The organism is Flammeovirga agarivorans, assembly GCF_012641475.1.
Lineage (GTDB): Bacteria > Bacteroidota > Bacteroidia > Cytophagales > Flammeovirgaceae > Flammeovirga > Flammeovirga agarivorans.
In genome coordinates this window covers 272671-295793 of sequence record NZ_JABAIL010000005.1, presented here as the reverse complement: position 1 = coordinate 295793, position 23123 = coordinate 272671, and the positions used below count along the sequence as shown (strand labels likewise).

The 23123-nt window shown below is 35.2% G+C and carries 16 protein-coding genes; 2 read left to right on the top strand and 14 right to left on the bottom strand.

Annotated features, from left to right (window positions below):
• Positions 1 to 73: 73 nt before the first annotated feature.
• The 8 genes from bshA to HGP29_RS17295 form a co-directional block, all read right to left on the bottom strand.
• Positions 74 to 1225, bottom strand: a complete 1152-nt coding sequence (gene bshA, locus HGP29_RS17330; RefSeq protein WP_168883691.1) for an N-acetyl-alpha-D-glucosaminyl L-malate synthase BshA — start codon at positions 1223 to 1225, stop codon at positions 74 to 76.
• Between the two features lie 24 nt (positions 1226 to 1249).
• Positions 1250 to 1573, bottom strand: coding sequence for a bacillithiol system redox-active protein YtxJ (ytxJ, locus tag HGP29_RS17325; RefSeq protein WP_168883690.1), 324 nt, complete (start codon positions 1571 to 1573; stop codon positions 1250 to 1252).
• Positions 1574 to 1668: 95 nt separating this feature from the next.
• A complete protein-coding gene (locus HGP29_RS17320) occupies positions 1669 to 2787 on the bottom strand; it encodes a hypothetical protein (protein ID WP_168883689.1) in 1119 nt (372 codons plus the stop codon).
• Between the two features lie 118 nt (positions 2788 to 2905).
• Positions 2906 to 3679 carry a LytR/AlgR family response regulator transcription factor gene (locus tag HGP29_RS17315; RefSeq protein ID WP_168883688.1) on the bottom strand — a complete coding sequence of 258 codons (774 nt, stop codon included), beginning with the start codon at positions 3677 to 3679 and terminating at the stop codon, positions 2906 to 2908.
• 3 nt (positions 3680 to 3682) lie between these two features.
• Entirely contained in the window at positions 3683 to 4735 is a 1053-nt protein-coding gene (locus tag HGP29_RS17310) for a sensor histidine kinase (protein WP_168883687.1), read from the bottom strand.
• Positions 4736 to 4802: 67 nt separating this feature from the next.
• A complete protein-coding gene (locus HGP29_RS17305; protein WP_168883686.1) occupies positions 4803 to 6146 on the bottom strand; it encodes a TolC family protein in 1344 nt (447 codons plus the stop codon).
• Complete coding sequence (locus tag HGP29_RS17300) at positions 6133 to 9294, bottom strand: efflux RND transporter permease subunit (protein WP_168883685.1); 3162 nt, start codon at positions 9292 to 9294, stop codon at positions 6133 to 6135. Before HGP29_RS17300 ends, HGP29_RS17305 begins: the two co-directional genes overlap by 14 nt.
• Before the next feature lie 12 nt (positions 9295 to 9306).
• Entirely contained in the window at positions 9307 to 10413 is a 1107-nt protein-coding gene (locus tag HGP29_RS17295) for an efflux RND transporter periplasmic adaptor subunit (protein ID WP_168883684.1), read from the bottom strand.
• A gap of 300 nt (positions 10414 to 10713) precedes the next feature.
• Between HGP29_RS17295 and HGP29_RS17290 the strand changes: the two genes are divergently transcribed.
• Positions 10714 to 11592 carry an SDR family oxidoreductase gene (locus HGP29_RS17290; protein WP_235958317.1) on the top strand — a complete coding sequence of 293 codons (879 nt, stop codon included), beginning with the start codon at positions 10714 to 10716 and terminating at the stop codon, positions 11590 to 11592.
• Positions 11593 to 11647: 55 nt separating this feature from the next.
• Here HGP29_RS17290 and HGP29_RS17285 read toward each other — a convergent pair whose 3' ends face one another.
• The 6 genes from HGP29_RS17285 to HGP29_RS17260 form a co-directional block, all read right to left on the bottom strand.
• Entirely contained in the window at positions 11648 to 12235 is a 588-nt protein-coding gene (locus HGP29_RS17285) for an SPOR domain-containing protein (RefSeq protein WP_168883683.1), read from the bottom strand.
• Positions 12236 to 12406: 171 nt separating this feature from the next.
• Positions 12407 to 15784 (bottom strand): preprotein translocase subunit SecA, encoded by a 3378-nt coding sequence (secA, locus tag HGP29_RS17280; protein ID WP_168883682.1) that lies wholly within the window; start codon positions 15782 to 15784, stop codon positions 12407 to 12409.
• 222 nt (positions 15785 to 16006) lie between these two features.
• The gene (locus HGP29_RS17275) at positions 16007 to 16561 is read right to left on the bottom strand and encodes an FKBP-type peptidyl-prolyl cis-trans isomerase (protein WP_168883681.1); all 555 of its coding nucleotides are present in this window, start codon (positions 16559 to 16561) and stop codon (positions 16007 to 16009) included.
• A 22-nt stretch (positions 16562 to 16583) separates the two neighbouring features.
• Positions 16584 to 17723, bottom strand: a complete 1140-nt coding sequence (locus HGP29_RS17270) for an FKBP-type peptidyl-prolyl cis-trans isomerase (RefSeq protein WP_168883680.1) — start codon at positions 17721 to 17723, stop codon at positions 16584 to 16586.
• A gap of 176 nt (positions 17724 to 17899) precedes the next feature.
• Positions 17900 to 18832, bottom strand: coding sequence for an FKBP-type peptidyl-prolyl cis-trans isomerase (locus HGP29_RS17265; protein WP_168883679.1), 933 nt, complete (start codon positions 18830 to 18832; stop codon positions 17900 to 17902).
• A gap of 19 nt (positions 18833 to 18851) precedes the next feature.
• Positions 18852 to 19865 (bottom strand): DHH family phosphoesterase, encoded by a 1014-nt coding sequence (locus HGP29_RS17260; protein WP_168883678.1) that lies wholly within the window; start codon positions 19863 to 19865, stop codon positions 18852 to 18854.
• A 642-nt stretch (positions 19866 to 20507) separates the two neighbouring features.
• Here HGP29_RS17260 and mutS point away from each other — a divergent pair.
• Positions 20508 to 23123, top strand: coding sequence for a DNA mismatch repair protein MutS (mutS, locus tag HGP29_RS17255; RefSeq protein ID WP_168883677.1), 2616 nt, complete (start codon positions 20508 to 20510; stop codon positions 23121 to 23123).

The window sequence follows — 23123 nt, the reverse complement described above, 5'->3', positions numbered from 1 at the left end:
AAAAACTATTTCCCAACAAAAAAGCCATGTGATTGATTACTCATCACATGGCTTTTTTAAAGAGAGTTTTCTCTTATGCTTTTAATTGAAACTTCTCTTTTGATTTAGCAATCGCTTCTTTGTAGATATCTTCATACAAAGGACAAACTTTTTCGATGCTAAATTGTTGTGCTTGTTTCAAAGCATTTTCTTTATAGTACGGCAAATTGGCATCATCTAGAATATGTAATGCATTTTTGGCCATATCATCAACATCTCCTACTTCAGACATCATTCCGGTTAAACCATGAATGTTTACTTCAGGAATACCTCCAGCATTCGATGAAACAACAGGAACTTGGCAAGCCATAGCTTCTAAAGCAGCCAAACCAAAACTTTCTTTTTCCGATGGCATCAGGTATAAATCTGCTACAGATAAAATTTCTTCTACCTCTGCAATTTTCCCTAAGAACCTCACATCAGCACAAGTTCTAAGTTCTGCACATTTCTCTTCTAGTTTAGCTCTTTCTGGTCCATCACCTACCATCAGAAGTTTACAAGGTATCTTCTCCCTAACTCTTTTGAATACCTCTAAAGCATCATCAGCTCTTTTCACTTCTCTCATATTGGAAACATGAACAAGAAGTTTTTCGCCATTCGGGCAAATTGCTGTTTTAAAGTGATCTTTTTTATGCTTCGTAAATCTATCCAGATCAACAAAGTTTGGAATCACTTTAATATCTTTAGTGAGATCAAAGTACTCGTAAGTTTCTTTCTTAAGGCTTTCAGAAACAGAAGTAACGCAATCTGATTCATCGATAGAAAAAGCGACCACAGGTTCAAAGCTGTCATCTTTACCTACCAATGTAACATCCGTACCATGAAGGGTAGTTACCACAGGCATATCTATTCCTTTCTTTGCTAAAATCTGCTTGGCTGTATATGCGGCAGATGCATGAGGAATAGCGTAATGAGCGTGAAGAACATCCAACTTTTCTGCAAGAGCTACTTCTACCATTTTACTTGTTAAAGCCAACTCATAAGGAGGGTACTTAAACAAAGGATATGTACGGATATCCACTTTATGATAGAAAATATTCTCATCAAAAAAGTCTAACCTAGTAGGTTGGTCATAAGTAATAAAATGTACTTCATGTCCTAACTTCGAGGCTAAGTTCTTTCCTAATTCTGTTGCTACCACTCCACTACCACCGTAGGTAGGGTAACAAATGATACCGATTTTCACTATTTAATTTATTTTGTAATGAGTTTAGGCAACGACAGATGAATAATTGATCCCCATGTGAGAAGCAGTATATGCTACTTCGCCATTTTCGATCACAATTACCTGAGGAGATTCATGCTCAACACCAAATTTCTCTGCAATTGCATTTGAAATAGGTCTATATTTTATCAAATCTAAGTAATAAGGAGCAACCTTATTATCGTCTTCCCAAGAACGCTCTAAGCGGTTAAGTGCCATAGAACTAATCGAACAACGAGTAGAATGTTTTAAGATCATTACTCTTTGATTCTTAGATTCTTCTAGTATCTGGTCCAGCTGACTTATGTCAGTGAGAGGCTTCCAATTCATAACGGTCAAAAGTTCGTTTAAACAACATTCGCAATGTAGGTAAAAAAAAGAAGTAAGACAATTTAACCACCTTACTTCAACTGACATTCGTCATATTATTTCTTTGAATCTTCTTGTTTTGGAGCGTGATTGATGATTTCTTCTCTAAGTTTTCGTTTTTCAGATAATTCTTTCTCTTTTTTCTCTTCCCACATCTCCTCTCTTACTTGCCATTGTTTTACTCCTACTCTAGCAATTACTTCGTCGATCACAGAACTCCCCAACTCTTGGATTAATTTTTCATTGCCTTCTTTGGTCTCTGAAAATAATATTCCTTCTATAATTTCGTAAACAACATCTTTCAATACTTCCTCATTCTTTTCTGAAGAGATATCCACAAAAAGATCGTTAATCACTTTATAAACAATATCTGCAATGGCATCTTCCAACCTAGAGGAAGCATAAGAACCAATAACAGGTATTTTCTTTAAATCATTAACTTCCGAATTATCATTTACTGCTTCTTCAATTAATTCTGCCACATAACCTTCTAATTCTTGTTTTCGATGGGCATAAGCTTCTCTCATGGCAAACATCACCTTCCTAGATACCCATACTGATAAACTATCTTGATATGGCTTAACCACATCCTCCATAAATTTCTGGTTAGCGTAGCTTCCCGATTGCAGTTCGTCTTTTACTCCTTCTAATACGTTAATGACTACAGCATCTGAAATTTCTTCTACAACAATCTCCTTTACATGAAGAATAGTCCGGTATATACTCAACTCTTCTAAATTGATAATTTCATGGCTGTGCCATCTAAACAGCATAGCAAATACTCTCAATAAACGGAAAAAGTGCATACCTGGAAAACTACCAATCAAATCATAGAAATGGATAAATGGATAGAAATACCATTTTGCATATTCTTTCTCTCGATAGGCCTCTAACCATGAAAGTGAAAATTCTAGAAGATAAAAGACCATAAAACAGATTTCGATAATATAGAAGTTATCGAAGATGTAGTCTTTGTACCATTGAGTGGGAGTCTCTGCAATTGAGTAAAGAAAGTTTCTAATGATCTCTGTCTCGAATAAAGAATTAAAAACCATCCATAAAAGATGGAAAATAATAATGTTCAAGATAACGATATCCCTAACCAAACGTTTGTATTCTAATTTGTCTAGTTTATCGTAGTTGAAATGCTTTTTTACGTTTAAGAAAACCCTCATTTAAAGATACTTTGATATTGTCTAGCTAAAATACCAAATATTATGGATTACAGTTAGATAAGGGCAAACAGAATCGATAATAATATTTATCGACTTACATTTTCACTTTATTTTGTAGTTACTGGTTGAGCCAATCTTTAAACTTGGTTATTTTATCTGCTGGAACAAAGAGTTCTGTGGGGATCTCAGGAGTAGTAAAAACTCTCAGTTTTGTCTTAGAATACCAAGAAACACTTTCTATCGCATCAATCTGAACGATGTATTTACGATTAATTCTGAAGAATTTTTTAGGGTTTAAATTCTTCTCTACCTGATCCATTGTGTAATTGATATCATACACTTTCCCATCATTTACCTGAATAAACACTGCTTTACTCTCTGCAAAAATATAGGCAATATCTTCTACCCGAATGGATCTTAACTCATCACGGTAGCTTACCATAAAGCGTTCCTTATATTCTTGTGAAACTTGCTGAGCAACCATTTTCCCCAACAGTTCATAGTTTATTGACTCGTTGCTAGAGTTATCTGAAGCGTAGATTTTTTTAAACTTCTCAACACTTTTTTCTAGATCAGAAACATTAATAGGCTTCAGTAAGTAGTCAATACTATTTTGCTTAAATGCCTTTATTGCATATTGATCAAAAGCAGTAGTAAAAATAATGGGAGTATCTACTTCCATCTGATCAAATACTTCAAAACTATTACCATCAGAGAGATGAATATCCATAAAAATAAGATCCACTTGCTCACCAGATTCAAAAAACTCAAGGCACTCCTCAATCGACTCTAAAATATTAATTACTTCAAAGTCTTCAACGATTTTTCCTAGCAGCATTTTAAGCTTTCTAGCACTTGGTGCTTCATCTTCAACTATCAGTACTTTATACATAGTTTATTGACTTAATAATGGTAATTCGGCAATATATTGATCTCCTTGAATAAAAAAGTTCGGAGACCTGTCTGATAATAACTTATATTTTTCCACTAGATTCTTCTGACCGGTATGCGTTGATGTTGTATCAGGAACATCTCTTAGTTGATAGTTATTGGCTACAACTATTCGGTCACTTTCTTGGAAAATATGTATATGCAATGGATACCTTTTTGATATTCTATTATGTTTTATCGCATTTTCGATCAAGACTTGTAACGATAAAGGAGGTAACAAATAATCATTTACAGAAGTATCTAAATCATTTTTAACGCTAAAACTTTCTTCAAAACGTATTTCAAGAAGAAATAAATAGGCTTCGATAAAATCTAATTCTTGCTCTACAGGAACCAACATTTCTTCACTGATTGTAAGCACATAGCGGTATACTTTTGCAAATTCCTGTATAAACCGATCAGACTTTTCGATATCCTCATAAATCAGAGATGAAAGAACACTCAGGTTATTGAATAGAAAATGATTATCCAGTTGATTCTTTAAGGCAGAATATTTCGTCTGCAATTGTGCTTTTTCTACCTTCTCAAGGTTCAACTCCAATTCATTACGTTCTGATAATACTTCAATAAATTCTATTGCAACAATGAAAAGAATATTTTCTACCAATGGCAATGCAAATATCCCTTCAACGGGAGCATTTACTTCTTTTAGTTCTACCAACTTTTGATAAAAGCTACCACCACCAAAGATATAATGCATCAAACTAATAACTAATGAGGTAACACTAATCACTAAGATGAGATCTACTATACCTCTAATGATAAAATACCTTTTCCAGGGTAACACTTTATTCAACCTAACTACAGAAAAATGATAAAAGAAAACTGCAATGGTTGAAGAAGTAAGAACATAAGGCAATACTTCTGTAAGAAAAGAAGTCACTTTTTCTTCAGCAATATATCCGCTTAAAACCAATGTAGTCATTGGAATCAGTACGATACATAAGACCGATAAAGGAATAAAAAACAGCCAAATTATATTCTTCTTCTTTTTCATAGTTACCAAATATAAGAAATAGCCCTCAGAGCATTAACTCCAAGGGCTCATTGTTATTGATATCTTTCTATTGTCCATTTACCTGATTCAGTAAGTCACCAGATAACTGTAAAATTGAATATTCTGCAACTTTTGCCTGATAAAGCGCATCGTTTAATCTACTCTTAGCAGTTTGTAAATTGGTTTGTGCTGTACGGAAATCAATACTTGTCACTTGTCCTAATTCATATTGTTCTTTTGTTTGCGTAAAGTTTAACTCCGCCTGTTCCATACTTTTCGCCTCCATTTTCGCTATTTTCTGTTTGTAGTCATAATCAAACCAAGCATCCATAACATCTCTCTCCAACTCTTTAGTTAACTGTAAAGTATTTTCCTTCTGAGCAATGACATTCAACCTTGCATTTTGTTCTGTTCTTTTCTGTTGATGGCCATTAAATACATTGAATGACATAGTAACTCCTGCTGTAAGACCTAAATTTTCATTATAAAGCACTTGGCCTGCATCATTATTCATTCTACTGTAGCCATACTGAGCATAAGTCGAAACTGTTGGAGATCTTTGCGATTTTGTGATTTTCAAATCAAGTTCTGTTATGTCTTCTTGTTTGTATTGAGCCAAAAGAGATAAGTTTTCTGTCATGGCCTTATCCAACACATTGTCAGCAGTTAATCCACTCAGAAATTCAAAATCAGGGTTTACCTCATAAATGGTATTGATATCAGCACCAATAACTACATTCAGTTTTCTGATAGAATTATAATATGCTTGTTCTGTTTGAAGATAAGAAGTGCTATCACTGTTAAGATCTACTTCTGCATTCAAAACTTCTAATTTGTTAGTTTGGCCTAATAAATATCTACTATGAAGTCTTTCTAATCTTCTATTGGAAGTAACAACTGTCTCTTTGGCGATATTAAGATTTTCTTGTTCTCTTGATATATCATAAAATCCTTCCACTACTTGTAGAATAGTATTTTCTACTTCCTGTTTGAACCTCAAATCTTCTAAAGTCGCACTCTCTCTAAGTTGATTTAACGTAAACCTATTTCCATTTCCACTAAACAATACGTAGTCCATTCGAACATTTGCATCGTAAGAGGTTGATGCCGCATTGTCTAAAGTCATACGGTTATCACTACCTTCTGGAGCTCCAGTATTCATAAACTCCATTTCAGTATCATTATTACTATATTCTGCTCCTGCAGTAGCTGTTACAGATGGAAGTAAACCTGCATTACCTGCAGTTGCATTATTTTCTGCTTGTTCTTTATTTACTGCAACAGCCTTTAAGTTATGGTTATTGGTTAATGCCAATTGTATGGCATCATTGATACTCAATACTTCTTGAGCAGTACTATTTCCTGCTAATAGACAGAAAATTAATAAAGGGATAATATTATACTTTTTCATTTTCGTAGTCGTATGCCAGTTCTTTAATAGCTGCTTCTACAGCTTCTTGATTTACTTTTTCACCAGTTTTCAACTCTTTAAACATTACTTTCACCTGGTTGAAAATCTTGATACTAACAGGTAGTACTATCAATGTGATCAGTGTTGCACCAGCAATACCATAAGAGATAGTAATCACCATAGGAATTAGGAATTGAGCCTGTAAACTCGTTTCAAATACCATCGGAGCCATACCTGCCACTGTAGTCACTGTTGTCAATAAAATCGGACGGAATCTTGAAACACAAGCATCTATAAGAGCATCATTAAATGACATACCTCTCTTGAGGTTAAGGTTGAATGCATTGATCAATACCAAAGCATCATTTACCATTACACCTAAAAGGGCAATAATTCCCATAAATGACATCATACTAATAGCAAACCCATGTAAGTAATGTGCCAAGACCACCCAAACAAAACTTAGAGGTACTAAGGCAAAAACAATAAAAGACTGACTAAAAGACCTTAGAGTAAAGACTACAATGGTGAACATTAGAATGAATACAATCGGAATCACTTTAGCAGCAGAGTTGGATACCTTTTCTTGCTCCCTTTTCTGTCCATCAAAGTCAGCTGAAACCGTTTGGTGTTCTTTTAATAGATCGGGAAGTAATTCTGTCTTGATTTTATTAAGAATATCTGGAAGTGCATCATCAGGATTTTTTAATTGGGCCGTTAATTTCATCTCCCTGTTAAAATCAATATGATTAATGGATGAATAGCCGTCTACGATGGTGAAATTTGCGACTTCAGAAAAAGGATAGGCCGCCCCATTTGGCATACGGATCTTCATTTTTTCCAAATCTCCAAAACTATTACGGTTACTCATTTCATAGCGTACCCATACTTTCACTTCATCTTGTCCTCTCTGTACTCTTTGAATTTCATACCCAAAGAAACCTTGACGAATCTGAGAAATTACCTCTTGCTCTGTTAACCCTAATTGATAAGCTTTCTCTTTTAAAGTAATATGAATTTCGCGGTTACCTGTTGGGTTATTGTCTTTGACATTTCTCAACTCAGGCATTTTCTCCATACGTAACTTCAACTCTTTCTTTACAATGGCCAACTCTTCTAGATCATCTCCTCTCAGAGAAACTACTACTGGATCTCCAAATGGAGAGAAAGAAGCAAAACTGATTGATTCAGCTCCGGGAATCTTACCAATTTCATTTTGTAAAGCGTTACTTACTTCAGCTGCAGATCCAAAACGTTGTTCTGCTCCTAATAAAGTAAGATTAAATTGTACCTGATGACCAGAACCCATATACACCATATTTACCTTCTGAATGATGTCTTTTTCATCGATCTGGTTTACTTTCAATTCATCATTAACGATTTCAATTGCTTTCTCTATTTGCTGAACTCCCTTTTCTGTGACTTCTTGTTGGGTACCATTCGGCATGACTAAAGTGACTGTAATGTCGTCTCCTTCAATATTGGGAAAGAAAGTGGCTGGTACTACCTTTTTAGCCATCATACCAATAGAGAAAATAAACAAGCCAACGGTAATACTTAAGGTGAATACTTTATTTCTAAGCGTAAATTCCAAAATTGGTTTATACACTTGGTCTCTAAATTTAAAAAGGTATTTATCGACCGTTTTTGTTACAATATTTGCCTCTGTTTTACCATTTTTCTTAAAGGCTTTTGAAAAAGCTAAATGGGCCGGTAGAATGATTAAACCTTCGATCAAAGAAACGAATAAGATCAATCCAACAATCCATGACATATCTTTGAAGAAATCTCCCATTGTACCATCTAAGAAAATAAATGTAGAGAAGGCTACGATAGTAGTTAGTACAGCTGAAATCACAGCAGGTAAAACTTCCATAGTTCCATCGATTGCTGCTTGAATAGCTGGTTTACCATTTTCATAATGTTGGTAGATATTCTCTGCAACCACAATGGCATCATCCACTAATATTCCCAATACCACAATCAATGCGAACAATGAAATCATATTGATCGTAACACTAGTAAATGAGATGAGGATAAACATACCAAAGATGGAAAATGGGATCCCCAAAGCTACCCAAAAGGCAATTCTTGGATTCAAGAATAACGACAAGAATACCAAAACGAGAATAATACCTACGATACCATTTTCAATTAATAGCTCTAAACGTTGCCCTAATAAATCAGACTGATCTCTAATGACTTCTATGTGCAACACATCATTTTGAGCATTAAATGTCTCGATATACTTATGTAATTCTTCTGCTGTTTGAAGAATATCTTCGCTAAAAGTATTGTTAATCGTTACTGTAACAGCTCTTTTACCATTTAGTGTCGCTCTAGCCGGAGCATCTTCCCACTGATCAACCACTTTAGCGATATCATTTAGTCGAATTACACCACCATTATCAGTTTGTCTAATGATGATATGGTCCAACTCATCAGAAGTGTATCCTTTATTATTGGCTCTAATAAAAAACTCTTCCTCACCATCTTTAATACTACCACCAGTCATATCTAAGTTGGCTCCTTGAACTGCTAATGCCACTTCTTCAAAAGTCATATTGTAGCTTTCAAGGGCATCTTCATTGAGTAATACTGCAATTTCTTCATTAGGGAATCCTGATAATTCTATCTTCGAAATACCTTTTTTGGCGAGTAGGTCTTTTTCAACTTTTCTTGCTGTTTCTTTTAGTGATTTCAGAGAAACTCCTTCCCCTGTAATACCAAACATAAAGCTAAAGTTGGAGTCCTCATGTTTTGAGGATACCACAGACTCCACACCAACTGGAAAAGAAGGAATACCTTCTACCACATTTTTTACTCTAGTCAATGCTTCATCCATGTCAGTTCCCTTAAACATTTCAAGGGTAATTTTACCAACATTTTCTTGTGCATAAGAAGTAATCTGATCCAAACCTTCTAAACCTTTCAGTTCTTCTTCGATTTTAAGAATCACACCTTCCTCTATTTCTTCAGCTGATGAACCTGGGTAGACCACATCCACATAAATAAAACGTTGAGGAGCATTCGGCATAAATGTACTGGTCATATTAGACGCAGTCATAAATCCAAGAACCAGTATTAACACCATCACTAAGTTGACAGCTACCGGAAATTTGATAAAATAGGATATTAACTTTTTCATGAATCAGCCCGCTTAGTTCAATACTTGTACTTTCATTCCTTCATATGGATTTTTGATGTTAGTCATCAATACCGCTGCATCTGTCGGAACACCCTTAACAATAGCATCAGATTTGAAGGTTTCCATTACTTCTATTTCTTGTAATGCAAGCTTATTGTTCTTAATCACATAGATTTTATTACCATCAAATATTAGTTTTCGAGGGATTTGAACTGCTTCTTTATATGCCTCACTATTTACCTGAGCCGTTAAAAACATTCCTTCTTTTAATGTTTTACCCGATGTCTGTATATAAACTTTTACACTTTGTGAGTTGGCATCTAAGGTATTACCAATTCGAATTACAGTTCCAGTCCATTCGTTTTCTAATTCAGAAGAGAATAATCTTACTTTATTACCAATCTTAAAATGTTCGATATCTTTTAAAGGTGCTGTTACTTCTAATTCATAAGATGAAAGATTAACCATTTCTCCTAATTCCTGACCTGCTCTAACTGCAGTACCCGCTTCAATATCACTTTTAGAAATCACCCCACTAAATGGTGCGTAGATAGTATATTTACTCAATTTTTCTTCTGATGATTTGATTGTATAATACGAGCTATAAATCCCATTACCTGCGATAAAGTACTTTTCCTTTTCTGTTTTAGGTTCAGGCAAAGGCTGTAATGATTTATTTATATCAAGATTTTTTAAATATTGATTCCAAGCTGGATAGCTTTCTGTGAAGTCTTGTTTCAGGTCTGGTAAGATAGCTGTTAGACTTGTCATGAAATTACTTTTATCGGCCAGTAATGTCATGTAACGTTCCTGCTGATCTATTTGTAAAAGTATTTGACCTTTCTTATAGTAATTCCCTTCTCTAAATTTTTTTGCTGAGGGTAATAAGCGACCTTCTACTTCTGCATAAATTTCATATCTATCTTTTGCTCTTAACTTTCCTGTTACTTCAATTGTATTTTGAAGCGTTTTAAGTTTTGCGTAATCCACCTCAACTGCTAAGATACTTTTATCTTCTATCGGATTTTCAGCAGTTTTTTCTGGCAATGCACTCACTGCGAATACTGCGATAATTATCACAAGAGGACTTAGGATTAGGTATATATATTTGCTTTTCATCGTTTTGATAAGTTTATGAATGATGACGATGACACAAACATCCTGATTCTATACCTCTATATAAATTAAAGGGTGACGAAGCCTGAAAAATCAAGGATGAACCTTGAATATTAGAGATGAACCGAAAACCAAATTTGAGATTATTAGTTAGTAGAAAATGAATTAGTATAAGCTTCGTTAATGAAAAAGTATTTTATACACTTATTTTTTATCATTTTCTATGTATTCAAATTGAATACTCATTATATTAGTTTGCAATTACAGTCACCTTACAAATTAGAGTAATAACCGACCATTAACATGTATAATAAACCAATGCTAAGAGACAATGCCCTAGAAGGGAATCATTTTGTAGTTACTGGAGGTGCTACAGGTCTTGGCAAATCAATGACTAAATATTTTCTTGAACTCGGAGCTAACGTGACCATCTGTAGTAGAAAAGAAGATAAACTTTTAGCTGCAGCAGATGAATTGGAGGAACAAACTGGAAAACGTCCATTTTACGTGGTTTGTGATGTCAGAAAATACGATCAAGTAGAAAATGTGATCAAAGAGGCTACAGCAAAACATGGTAAAATTACGGGCTTATTAAACAACGCCGCAGGAAACTTTATCAGTCCAACTGAAAGATTAAGTCATAAAGCATTTGACACTATTGTGGACATCGTTCTAAAAGGTTCCTATTATTTCACCTTAGCTATGGGCAAACATTGGATTGCTAATGGTATAAAAGGTGTTATGCTAAATATAGTGACCACTTATGCCTCTACTGGTTCTGGATATGTTGTTCCTTCGGCAAGTGCTAAAGCAGGAGTATTAGCGATGACAAGATCATTAGCGGTCGAATGGGCTAAATATGGGATCCGTTCCAATGCTATCGCACCTGGCCCTTTCCCTACAAAAGGAGCATGGGATAGACTATTCCCTGAAAACCTTCGCGCACAATTTGACGAAGCCGGAAAAGTTCCTATAGGCCGTGTTGGGGAACATCAAGAGTTAGCCAACCTTGCTGCTTATTTAATGTCAGATTTCTCCGCATATATGAACGGTGAAGTAGTAACAATCGATGGAGGCGAATGGCTTAAAGGTGCTGGAGAGTTTAACCACCTCGATGCAATACCATCACCTCTTTGGGATGATATCGCAAAAGCAATTAAGACAAATACAAAAGCAAAATAAAAAAAGGCCATTCTACTAAATATAGAATGGCCTTTTTCATTAACGATAAAAGTGATTATTCTCCACTTTCATCTGTTTCTGAAACACCAAATTCAGCGGCTTCTTTTGCTGAAGACGCTTCTTTAATTCTTCTTGATACCTCATTTACATCCATCTTCTCTTGTAAGACAAATGCTTGTCTGTATTTTTTCTTGATCTTAGTATGCTCACCATACGCTGTTAAACGATCAAAGTAATATCCTGCTCTAACTTTATAATTTGGTTGGTCATATACCAGATCAACTTCGTAGTTACCAAATCTTTCTTTTAGGTTATAAACCACACCTTCGGCTCTAGCTCTATCGCTACCAGAGTAAACTAAAATTCTATATACAGAAATACCACCAAGATCTCTAGAAGATAGATCTGCTAAGATTTGGTCTACTTTATCATTGTCATAGTTTTCCGGAATACCATTACCTGCTGTTACTTCTTCCTCTACTTCAGAAGGTTTAGTCATATCTTCTTGATCAGGTTGAGGCATATATGCAGATAAATCTGTATCAATTAGGTCTACGGATGCTTTTGTAGTGGTCTGTGAAGGCTTACAAGCAAAAGTGCCAAAGAAAAGTCCTATTAATGTAAATCGTAAGAGTAACTTCATAAAAATATTTATCCTTAATTATGATGTTTTCAAAGTTAATGAATTAATCTCAGTAAGAAATAAAGATAATCACAATATGATACGATCTCTTTGATTTTTTCACAAAAAGAAAAAGGGTATCTCTGAAATCATCAGAAATACCCTCAAATGTATTTTTAGTGATGCATATAATTATCCTTCTAGGATCACACAAGCACCATTAGTAATATCATTTTCAACAGACTTGTACTTAACACCTTCTTTTACAGTACCATCTTGATATTTCACAGTCACTCTATCATTTCTTTGATATGTTTTGTCACTGTGACGAGGCTTAACCACCTCTACAGGAGCCTTTGGAGCTTCTGGAATATCAGCACTTTGTGGAGCTGAATCATTGCCTAATGCCGAACCTGCTTCAGCTTTAGAAGCTGTTACTTTTGGTTCCGGTCTTTTTGGCATTGGAGGAGGTGCAGGCATTGGAGGTTGCTCTTGTACTGGAATACGAGCTTTCGATAAGAAACCAATGATCTCATCGTTCACTTCTGCTACAAATGACTTGAACAATTCAAACGATTCGAATTTGTAGATCAATAATGGATCTTTTTGTTCGTGAACCGCATTTTGAACTTGTTGTTTCAACTCATCCATTTCGCGTAAGTGCTCTTTCCATAAATGGTCAATAACTGCAAGTGTTGCATTTTGAGCCAATACAGATGCTACTTCCTCTCCATCATTTTCTAAAGCTTTATCAAGATTTACGTTGATTTGGAACATTCTATGACCATCTGTAAATGGCATAACAATGTTTTCAACAACACCACCTTTCTCAGCTTTCACCTTTTCGAAAATAGGTTTTGCTTGAGTCCAAATAGCTTCATTTTTCGCCTTGTAATGCGTTAAAGCTTCTTTGTATAACTCTTGTGTAAGGTGTGCCTCATTTAACTGATGGAAGCCTTCTTCTTTTATCGCTGTTGATACACCTAAGATTTTCAATGCATCTAACTTGAAACCTTCGTAGTTACCTACATGAGTTTCTGAAATATTAGAAGCTACATCAAAGAATGTATTCATGATATCTACTTGTAGACGCTCACCTGATAAGGCATTACGACGACGACGATAGATTACCTCTCTTTGGTAGTTCATAACGTCATCATACTCAAGAAGACGCTTACGAATAGCAAAGTTATTTTCTTCTACTTTACGTTGTGCTCTTTCGATAGACTTTGTAATCATTGAGTGCTGAATTACTTCACCCTCTTCTAATCCTAATCTATCCATTACTGCTGCGATACGGTCTGAACCGAATAAACGCATCAAGTTATCTTCTAATGAAACGAAGAATTGAGACGATCCTGGATCACCTTGACGACCAGAACGACCTCTTAACTGACGGTCTACACGACGAGATTCATGACGAGATGTACCAATAATTGCTAAACCACCAGCTTCTTTTACTTCTACTGGCAACTTAATATCGGTACCACGACCAGCCATGTTGGTTGCAATAGTTACTGCACCTTTCTGACCAGCTAAAGCAACTACTTCTGCTTCTCTACCATGCTGTTTCGCGTTTAGTACTTGGTGATTGATACCTCTAAGCTTCAACATACGGCTCATTAACTCTGAGTTTTCTACTGAAGTAGTACCTACCAATACAGGACGCCCTTGATCTACTAATCGTTTACATTCTTCTGCAACTGCATTGAATTTCTCACGAACAGTTTTGTAAACAAAATCCTCACGGTCATCTCTAACTATTGGACGGTGTGTAGGAACTTGAATTACATCTAATTCATAGATCTCCCAGAACTCCCCAGCTTCTGTAATTGCTGTACCCGTCATACCAGTTAATTTATGGTACATACGGAAGTAGTTCTGAAGCGTTACTGTTGCATAAGTTTGTGTAGCATCTTCGATCTTTACGTTTTCTTTCGCTTCTAATGCTTGGTGTAAGCCATCAGAGTAACGACGTCCTTCCATTACACGACCAGTCTGCTCATCCACAATCTTCACTTTATTATCCACTAAGATGTAATCTACATCCTTCTCGAATAGAGTGTAAGCTTTTAATAATTGCTTCATTAAGTGGATACGCTGAGATTTAGTATCGAACTCAGCAATTAAAGCATCTTTAGCTTCAATTTTTTGCTCATCCGTCATCTCAGGATCATTTTCGATTTTACCAATACCTGTAGCAAGGTCAGGTAAAACGAAAAAGTCAGGTGAGTTATGTCCTGTTACCGTTTTAATACCGTTTTCAGTTAACTCAACGCTGTTATTCTTTTCTTCGATTACAAACAATAATGGCTCATCAGCTTCAGGCATACGGCGGTTATTATCCTGCATGTATTCACCTTCTACTTTTTGCAATAATTGCTTCATTCCTTCCTCACCTAAGAATTTGATCAAAGGTTTATATTTAGGAAGTGATCTATGTACTCTTAGTAATTGAAGTCCACCTTCGACTTTATCACCAGATTTAATTAATTTCTTTGCCTCGTTCAGCATCTTCTGAGCCATCTTACGTTGCTCATCAACCAATACTTGAACTTTAGGACGTAATTCACCAAACTCTTCTTGTTGATCTCCTTTTGGTACTGGACCAGAAATAATCAATGGTGTACGAGCATCATCAATCAATACTGAGTCAACCTCATCAATCATAGCAAAGTGATGTTCTCTTTGTACAAGATCATTCTTATCTCTTGCCATGTTATCTCTTAGGTAATCAAAACCGAATTCGTTGTTTGTACCGTAAGTGATATCTGCTCTATAAGCTTCTCTACGAGAATCTGAGTTGGGTTGGTGCTTGTCGATACAATCTACAGACAGGCCGTGGAACTGGAATAATGGAGCATTCCATTCAGAGTCACGCTTTGCTAAGTAGTCGTTTACTGTTACAACATGTACACCTCTTTTTGCTAAAGCATTTAAGTAAGCTGGCAATGTACCTACAAGAGTTTTACCCTCACCAGTCATCATCTCACCTACCTTACCTTGGTGTAAGAAAATACCGCCTAATAATTGTACATCGTAGTGGATCATATTCCATTCTACTTCACTACCAGCAGCTAGCCACTTGTTTGCCCAAGTTGCTTGATCTCCTTCAATAGTTACATTACCATATTTAGCCGCCATTTCGCGGTCATAATCTGTAGCAGTAACTACTAATTGTCTATTTTCTGTATATCTTCTACCTGTTTCTTTTGTAACAGCAAAAGCCTGAGGAAGAATATCCATTAGAATCTCTTCTAATTTCTCGTTACGATCCTTCTTCAGTTTATCAATTTCTTTAAACGTTTTGTCTTTGAACGCAAGGTCTAATTTATGATCATTTTCAACAGCATCTTTCAATTCTTGAATTTGATCATCAATGCCTTTTAAACCATTTTCAATGTAATCAATAAAGTATGCAGTTTTACCTCTTAACTCATCGTCTGAAATACTTTTGAGTTTCTGATATTCTGCGTCTATTTTAGCTAAATAGGGTCTAATTTCTTTTAGGTCTCTTTCGGACTTTGTTCCAAATACCTTTGAAAATAATTTGGTTATTGAACCTAACATATATTGTTTTTAAATGATGTTTGATCTTTCTATGAATAGATTATCTATCGACAGTAAATCTGCCCAGATAATCTGAACAAATTTAGTTTTTTTCAACGACTTTCAATAGATACTAGTTAGAAGTTATACGTTATTATTCACATTTTTTTTTTGGAATAAAAAAAACCGTAGAAAAAATTAAATTTTTCTACGGTTTTCATCATTTGAAGGTCTTGAACACCACTATTGCTCGTCGGTGGTCCAAAGACTATCAATTTGAATATTGAATACTAAAGATGAATTTGGTGGGATCGACGGAGGGTTTCCAGTCGCTCCATATCCATATTTAGATGGAATTACAACTCTTGCAATTTCATGTTCATGCATTTCGAACAATGCAATATTCCAACCTTCGATCACAGACGTTTTTCCCAATACTAGTTCAAATGGATCTTCTAATAATACATTACTATCAAAAGGAACAGCTTCAGGCCCCATTACCCAACCAGTATAAGTAATGTGCATTGAATCACCATAACTGATTTTACGGTCTGTGTCTATCGGCTGACCATTTGTTGTACCTGTCGTTGTCATGTAAACACCGAACTTGTAATATTGCTCAATATCAGCTTCTGTATCAGCTACAAAAACACTATCTGCAATAATGTATTGTTGAATTAAATAATCCTCTGCAGCATCAGGGTCTATTTCTTCCAATACCTCACTACTTTGAGTACATGAAAAAACTGAGAACACTGCTACTAGCAGCCATAAAAAGTGTCGAATGCGGATATGCATAGTATGAACTGTATAAATTATTTTATTGTTCGTCTTTCTTGATTTCCATTGTAAATACTAATGTTTTGAATGGACGAATTGTCTTGAACAAATCAAAAGTATTTGGATTATCACCTGTTTCCCAATAAGCAACATGAGAAGGCATCACAAAGATAGCTTTTTCTCCAACTTTCATTGATCTTAAAGCTTTATACCAACCATTAATTACTTGAGTAGAGGCATTTTTTTCTGATGCATCTTGGCTGTTTGAGTAAACTACTACTTGTAAAGCATCTGGCATAGAGCCATCCTTTTCGGTAATGTTATCATCAAACACTAAAGTTGCTTTAGCTCGTTCTGAATTAGATCCTAAGTTCGCAAACTTACCTTCATAACGTACTTTTACAGTATCACCAACAGCAATTAAATCGCCTTCCCCTTCAGTGATTGTATGTTTTACAATGTAATCGTTTAAGATAAGATCTTGACCTTCTCCATAGAAATCTGTTGCCACAACAGAAGTACTATCCATCAAGCCTTGTTCAGCACTTACAAAACCATCAATTGAATCTGCAGCATATTGTAATGCTAATGCTTTCTCATATTCTGCTTGAGATCTAGCATCTCTTACATCAACAATTTTTAAGTTTTCTGCAGTAACAATGTCATTGAACTCTAATCCAATACCACTTGATGCAGTACCACCAAAAGCTAAGTAAGAAGGAATATATACTCTCTCTGCCACAGGACCTCTTTGCATGTTGATTAATGCATCTAGGTAACCTAAACAGATTGCTCCTCTACGAACAGCAAAAGTATATAATGAATCTTTTAAAAATACTTGAGTCACTAACTCATCAGGATTACTACCAATTTGTTCGTTATCAATTAGAGATTGATCGAACTTTCGAAGATCCAATGTGCTTTGGATGATTCTAACATCATTTTCTTCAGGTTCACCTGGAAGAGGTGTGATCACATCTGGAGGAGTAATATACACTCCGTAACCTTGCCCTAAAGTTGATGTTTTGTAATAATCAATGTTGTTGCTATTTAGGTAAGTTTCTAGCGTTTCAGTGTCTTGAGCTACGTAATCCACAATATCGTCATGCATACAACCTGAAAGGCCTAATGCAAGCCCTAATGACGCAACCCATTTGAAAAATTTGTAAGTATTGTTCATAAGATAAGTAGGTTTAATTTAATTAGATTTACGCGATTTCACATTGAGAAAATAACGGTAAACTTATTCAACACAGTAAATTTACTTCAGAATAACAAAGTAAACTTACTGTGTTTGAATATATTATTAATTTAAGAGGTAATGATTGTCAACGATCAAAACCTACTTAACAACTACTATTTTGAAGCAGGAGTGTTAAAGTCGATCAACTCTACATCAAATACTAATACAGAGTTAGCAGGGATATCAGTACCCATTGCTCTTGGACCATAACCCAATGCTGAAGGAATGAATAAAGTTGCCTTAGCACCTTTATTTAATAATTGAATACCTTCATCCCATCCTTGGATTACTCTACCTTGACCCAATGGGAAGCTAAATGGTTGTCCTCTATCTACTGAAGAGTCAAATTTATTTCCATTTAATAAAGTACCAGTGTAATGAACTTGTACTTCAGCACCTACTGCAGGGTTAGTACCTTTACCTTCTTTAGTAATCACATAGTATAAACCTGATTCAGTTTTTTCAGCACCAGTGATACCTTTTTCAGTTAAGTATTCTTGGATTAATTTATCATCAATCTCGATATATTTTTCAGCATCTGCTTCCATTTGCTTACGCATCTCTTCTTGACGCTCTTGCATAACAGTTGTATACTCTTCTCTTGATAAGTATAACTTAGCAGCTCTAACACCAATTTTAACTTGTTCCGTTGGATCTTTAACGAATGGAGGTAACATCTGACCAAAGAATTCGCTTGCTACGATTTCCATTTCAGCACTATCACCTTCGTTAATCATTCTCAACATCTCGATCATAGGGTCGATTTTTTGACCTTCAGCAATTGCCTTGTCAAACACTGAATCTGGAGGTAACATAAACATTTCGTACTCTCCTCTACCCATTTGAGTGTTTTCGAATAAAGTTGAATCGTTTGCGTTGGAAATTCTAAAAGAAAATTCAAGGATATTATTTTCTTGAGCTTTTTGTCCACTTCCTGACTCTACAACAGAAAATTTCTTACCTGATGGAGTAGTCATTTCTTTTTTGCCACAAGCAACGGCACCAAACATTAGTGCTGCTAAGGCAACTTTTTTTGTGATTTGCATATTTAGTTTATAATAAATTCTATTTCAATTTCTCTTCGAGTACCTTCTTAAATTTAGCGACAGCTTCTTCGATAGTAATACCATCTACTCTACCTCCTGCTGCATTTTTATGGCCTCCACCATTAAAGTGCTCAGAAGCTAAATCAGCAACAGAAAAATCACCCAATGAACGGAAGGAAATTTTCACACCATCACGTTCGTCTTTTTCTTTAAAAATTGCTGCGATTTTAATACCGTTTACTGAAAGAGCATAGTTTACTAATCCTTCTGTATCACCAGACTGAAGTTTGTACTCTTCTCTGTCATCTTGTGAAACCGTGAAGATACCTGTGTTTAGTTCTGGCCAGAATGTAAGATTTTCTTTTAAGCAATGACCTAAAAATCTCAGACGAGTTTCTGTATTATTATCGTAGATCAGATTATACAAACGAGCTGTATCTAAACCTGTATCTTTTAATGCTGCTGCGATTCTTAATGTTCTGCTTGATACGCTTGGGTATTTAAAAGAACCAGTATCTGTTACAATACCTGCATAAAGGCAAGCTGCAATTCTCTGATCGATACGCTGAGTACCTTCATCTAAATCAATGAATTCGTATACCAATTGTGCTGCTGCTGCTGCATCAATATCCCATAGCTCATAGTCAGCAAACTCTTGTCTGCCTCTATGATGGTCAATCATTACAATAGCTTTGCTACTTAGCTGCTTTTCTACCATTGGACCTAACTCATCAATTCTACTTAAAGCAGAAAAGTCAACACAAAAAATTGCATCGGCTTCGTCCAATAATTGTTCAGCTTTTTCAGGGTTATCTTTATCATATACTTCTACTTCCTCATGCCCAGGCATCCAATGTAAGAAAGAAGGATAGTCGTTAGGTGATAACACTGTTGTTTTATGTTCTGATTTTCTAAGGTACCATGATAAACCTAAGGCCGAACCAATCGCATCTGCATCGGGCTTAGTGTGTGGTATAATGACCACTTTTCTTGGTTCCTCTAGAAACTCCTTTAACGTATTAAAGTTATGCATAAGTCAATAATGTCACTGTACCCACTGCTCAAAACAAAATGCAATAAGAAGTGTGTACCTTCATCTAGAATGATCTCCTCAGAAAAGAGACTAGTGCACAAAAGTCTTAAAAAATGTATTCTTAATCAATTTATTATCAATTATCTATAATAATTCTGTTTAAATCTCAACAACAAACAACACTAAAAAACTGAATATCAATATTTTAAATATATAAATTCAATGTAATTTCAATAGTTAAAATACCCTTCATAACGTTGAAATCCTTAAAATTTAAAGGATATATCCTATTTGAATAAAATCTATTCTCTTCTACATGATGTTAAAAAAATAAAATTGAACAACTTTTTCATTAATCAATCGTTCGAATAAACAAAGGATAATAAAAATTGATTAGGTAGTAGATTAGTTAAGATCGTGCGTAGAAAAGGGATTCCATTTTGTGGTATCCCTTTTTTTTTCGTGAATAGTATTTATCCATTAGTGATATTATTTTCTCATTAGCTAAATTTGTCACCTTTAATAAGGTGGTATATCACAAACAATATTTTAATCTACTTTTGTGATGCCTTCTTATTTTTAAGAAGCTATTTATGAATGTCTTGAACAGGCATTATTATCATACATAAAAAGAAGTATACTTTGGCAAAAGGGAAAACAAAAGCGAAGAAGGAAACTCCAATGATGAAGCAGTTCAACGCGATTAAAGCGAAACACCCAACAGCTTTATTATTATTTAGAGTAGGAGATTTCTATGAAACCTTTGGAGACGACGCATTAACAGCAAGTAAAATCTTAGACATTGTATTAACAAAAAGGTCTAATGGTGCTGCTTCCGAAATGGCTTTAGCTGGTTTTCCTCATCATTCTTTAGACACTTATCTGCCTAGACTGGTAAAAGCTGGACAAAGAGTTGCTATTGTAGATCAACTGGAAGATCCTAAAACAGCGAAAGGTGTTGTAAAACGAGGAATTACAGAATTAGTAACTCCTGGTGTATCTATGAACGATAATGTTCTTAATGTTAAGTCAAACAATTACCTCGCTGCAATTCATATTACAAAAAAGGAATTAGGTATTTCATTCCTTGATATCTCCACTGGTGAATTTTTTATTGCACAAGGCGATCAGAATTACATTGATAAGTTACTCCAAGGGTTTTCTCCTTCAGAAGTTTTGTATTGTAGAAATGATCAAGAGGCCTACAAAGAAATTTTTGGAGATACTTACCCTACCTTCCGTCAAGATGATTGGGTATATACTTCTGAATATGGCTATGAAAAACTTACAAGTCATTTTGGAACTAAAAACCTAAAAGGTTTTGGTATTGAAAACTTACCGTTGGGAATTATCGCCGCTGGAGCCATCTTGAATTACTTGGAATTGACCGAACATCATCATATCGATCATATCCATCAGATTAGTAGAATACAGGAAGATAAATATGTTTGGTTAGATAAGTTTACTGCGAGAAGTTTGGAGTTAATTTTCCCTCAAAATGAAGGAGGAATACCTCTAATAGATATTTTAGACCGATGTGTTACCCCGATGGGGGCTCGTCTTCTAAAAAAGTGGACTGTATTACCATTAAAAGACAAAGGAGGGATTGATGCCCGTCTTGATGTTGTAGATTTCTTTACAAAAGAAGAAGATATAGCAGACGATGTGATTACTCATCTCCGCCAAATCACGGACATCGAAAGATTGATCTCAAAAGTGGCTGTTGGAAGAGTAAACCCAAGAGAAATTGTTTTCATCAAGAAGGCGCTTCAACATGCTGCTCCAATCAAAAAGCTTTTAGAAAATACTAGTAATACTGAAATAAGAGCTATTGCAGATCGCATCAATACTTGTAACGTTTTAGTAGAACGTATTGAAAAAGAAATGCAGGACAACCCTCCTATTAATCCTGCTCAAGGAAACATTATTAGAGAGGGAGTAAATGCTGAGCTAGATGAATTAAGATCTATTTCTCACTCAGGAAAGGATTTTCTTCAGAAAATTCAGGAGAGAGAAAGTGAGCGTACAGGTATTCCATCATTAAAAATTGGGTACAATAAGGTATTTGGATATTATCTAGAGGTTCGAAATACACATAAAGATAAAGTACCGGCCGAATGGATTCGTAAATCTACGTTGGTCAATGCTGAAAGATATATCACAGAAGAACTTAAACAGTACGAAGAAAAAATTCTTAATGCAGAATCACAGATATCTGTTATTGAGACGAAAATCTTTATGGATCTAATTCGTGCTGCAACAGAATATATCAATCCAATACAACAAACAGCTGCTACCCTAGCAAAATTAGATTGCTTATTATCTTTTGCATTTAATGCGATTGAATATAATTATATAAAGCCAGCGATTACCGATGACAAGGCTTTAGATATTAAAGAAGGAAGACACCCAGTTATCGAAAGACAATTATCTGCTGATGACCCATATGTTCCTAATGATGTTTATTTAGATACTCAGGAGCAACAAATTATGGTCATTACAGGTCCCAACATGTCGGGTAAGTCCGCCTTATTAAGACAAACTGCCTTAATTGTGTTAATGGCTCAAATGGGGTCATTTGTTCCTGCAAAGTCGGCACAAGTAGGTATCGTTGATAAAGTATTTACCAGAGTTGGTGCTTCGGATAACTTATCGAAAGGTGAATCGACATTTATGGTCGAGATGACGGAAACTGCAAGTATCTTGAATAATATCTCTGACCGAAGCTTAGTGCTAATGGATGAAATTGGTAGAGGTACCAGTACGTATGATGGTGTTTCTATTGCTTGGGCTATTGTAGAATACCTACATAACCATAAAAAAGCAAAGGCAAAAACTTTATTTGCTACACATTACCATGAGTTAAATGAGTTGGCAGAAGACTTCCCTCGCATCAAAAATTTTAATGTATCAGTAAAAGAATATCAAAAGAAAATTATTTTCCTCAGAAAATTAAAGGAAGGAGGAAGTGAACATAGTTTTGGTATTCATGTTGCCCAATTGGCTGGTATGCCTCAATCAGTAGTAAGGAGATCAGAAGATATTCTTGATCATCTTGAAAAAGATAAGAGGAAAGAAAAAAATAAAGAGGCGATTAAAGAAGTACCAAAAGAAAATTATCAACTTTCTATCTTTGATGGTGCAGCAGATCCTGTAGCTAAGAAACTCAAAGAAGAGATGGAAGCATTGGATATTAACACAATGACTCCACTCGATGCTATGTTAAAGTTGAATGAGTTGAAAAAGTTACTGTCTTAA

Bases quoted from the DNA above. Each gene is read 5' to 3' on its own strand.
- ytxJ (WP_168883690.1), bottom strand. From the start codon at position 1,573: ATGAATTGGAAGCCTCTCACTGACATAAGTCAGCTGGACCAGATACTA.
- HGP29_RS17320 (WP_168883689.1), bottom strand. From the start codon at position 2,787: ATGAGGGTTTTCTTAAACGTAAAAAAGCATTTCAACTACGATAAACTA.
- HGP29_RS17315 (WP_168883688.1), bottom strand. From the start codon at position 3,679: ATGTATAAAGTACTGATAGTTGAAGATGAAGCACCAAGTGCTAGAAAG.
- HGP29_RS17310 (WP_168883687.1), bottom strand. From the start codon at position 4,735: ATGAAAAAGAAGAAGAATATAATTTGGCTGTTTTTTATTCCTTTATCG.
- HGP29_RS17305 (WP_168883686.1), bottom strand. From the start codon at position 6,146: ATGAAAAAGTATAATATTATCCCTTTATTAATTTTCTGTCTATTAGCA.
- HGP29_RS17300 (WP_168883685.1), bottom strand. From the start codon at position 9,294: ATGAAAAAGTTAATATCCTATTTTATCAAATTTCCGGTAGCTGTCAAC.
- HGP29_RS17295 (WP_168883684.1), bottom strand. From the start codon at position 10,413: ATGAAAAGCAAATATATATACCTAATCCTAAGTCCTCTTGTGATAATT.
- HGP29_RS17290 (WP_235958317.1), top strand. From the start codon at position 10,714: ATGTATAATAAACCAATGCTAAGAGACAATGCCCTAGAAGGGAATCAT.
- HGP29_RS17285 (WP_168883683.1), bottom strand. From the start codon at position 12,235: ATGAAGTTACTCTTACGATTTACATTAATAGGACTTTTCTTTGGCACT.
- secA (WP_168883682.1), bottom strand. From the start codon at position 15,784: ATGTTAGGTTCAATAACCAAATTATTTTCAAAGGTATTTGGAACAAAG.
- HGP29_RS17275 (WP_168883681.1), bottom strand. From the start codon at position 16,561: ATGCATATCCGCATTCGACACTTTTTATGGCTGCTAGTAGCAGTGTTC.
- HGP29_RS17270 (WP_168883680.1), bottom strand. From the start codon at position 17,723: ATGAACAATACTTACAAATTTTTCAAATGGGTTGCGTCATTAGGGCTT.
- HGP29_RS17265 (WP_168883679.1), bottom strand. From the start codon at position 18,832: ATGCAAATCACAAAAAAAGTTGCCTTAGCAGCACTAATGTTTGGTGCC.
- HGP29_RS17260 (WP_168883678.1), bottom strand. From the start codon at position 19,865: ATGCATAACTTTAATACGTTAAAGGAGTTTCTAGAGGAACCAAGAAAA.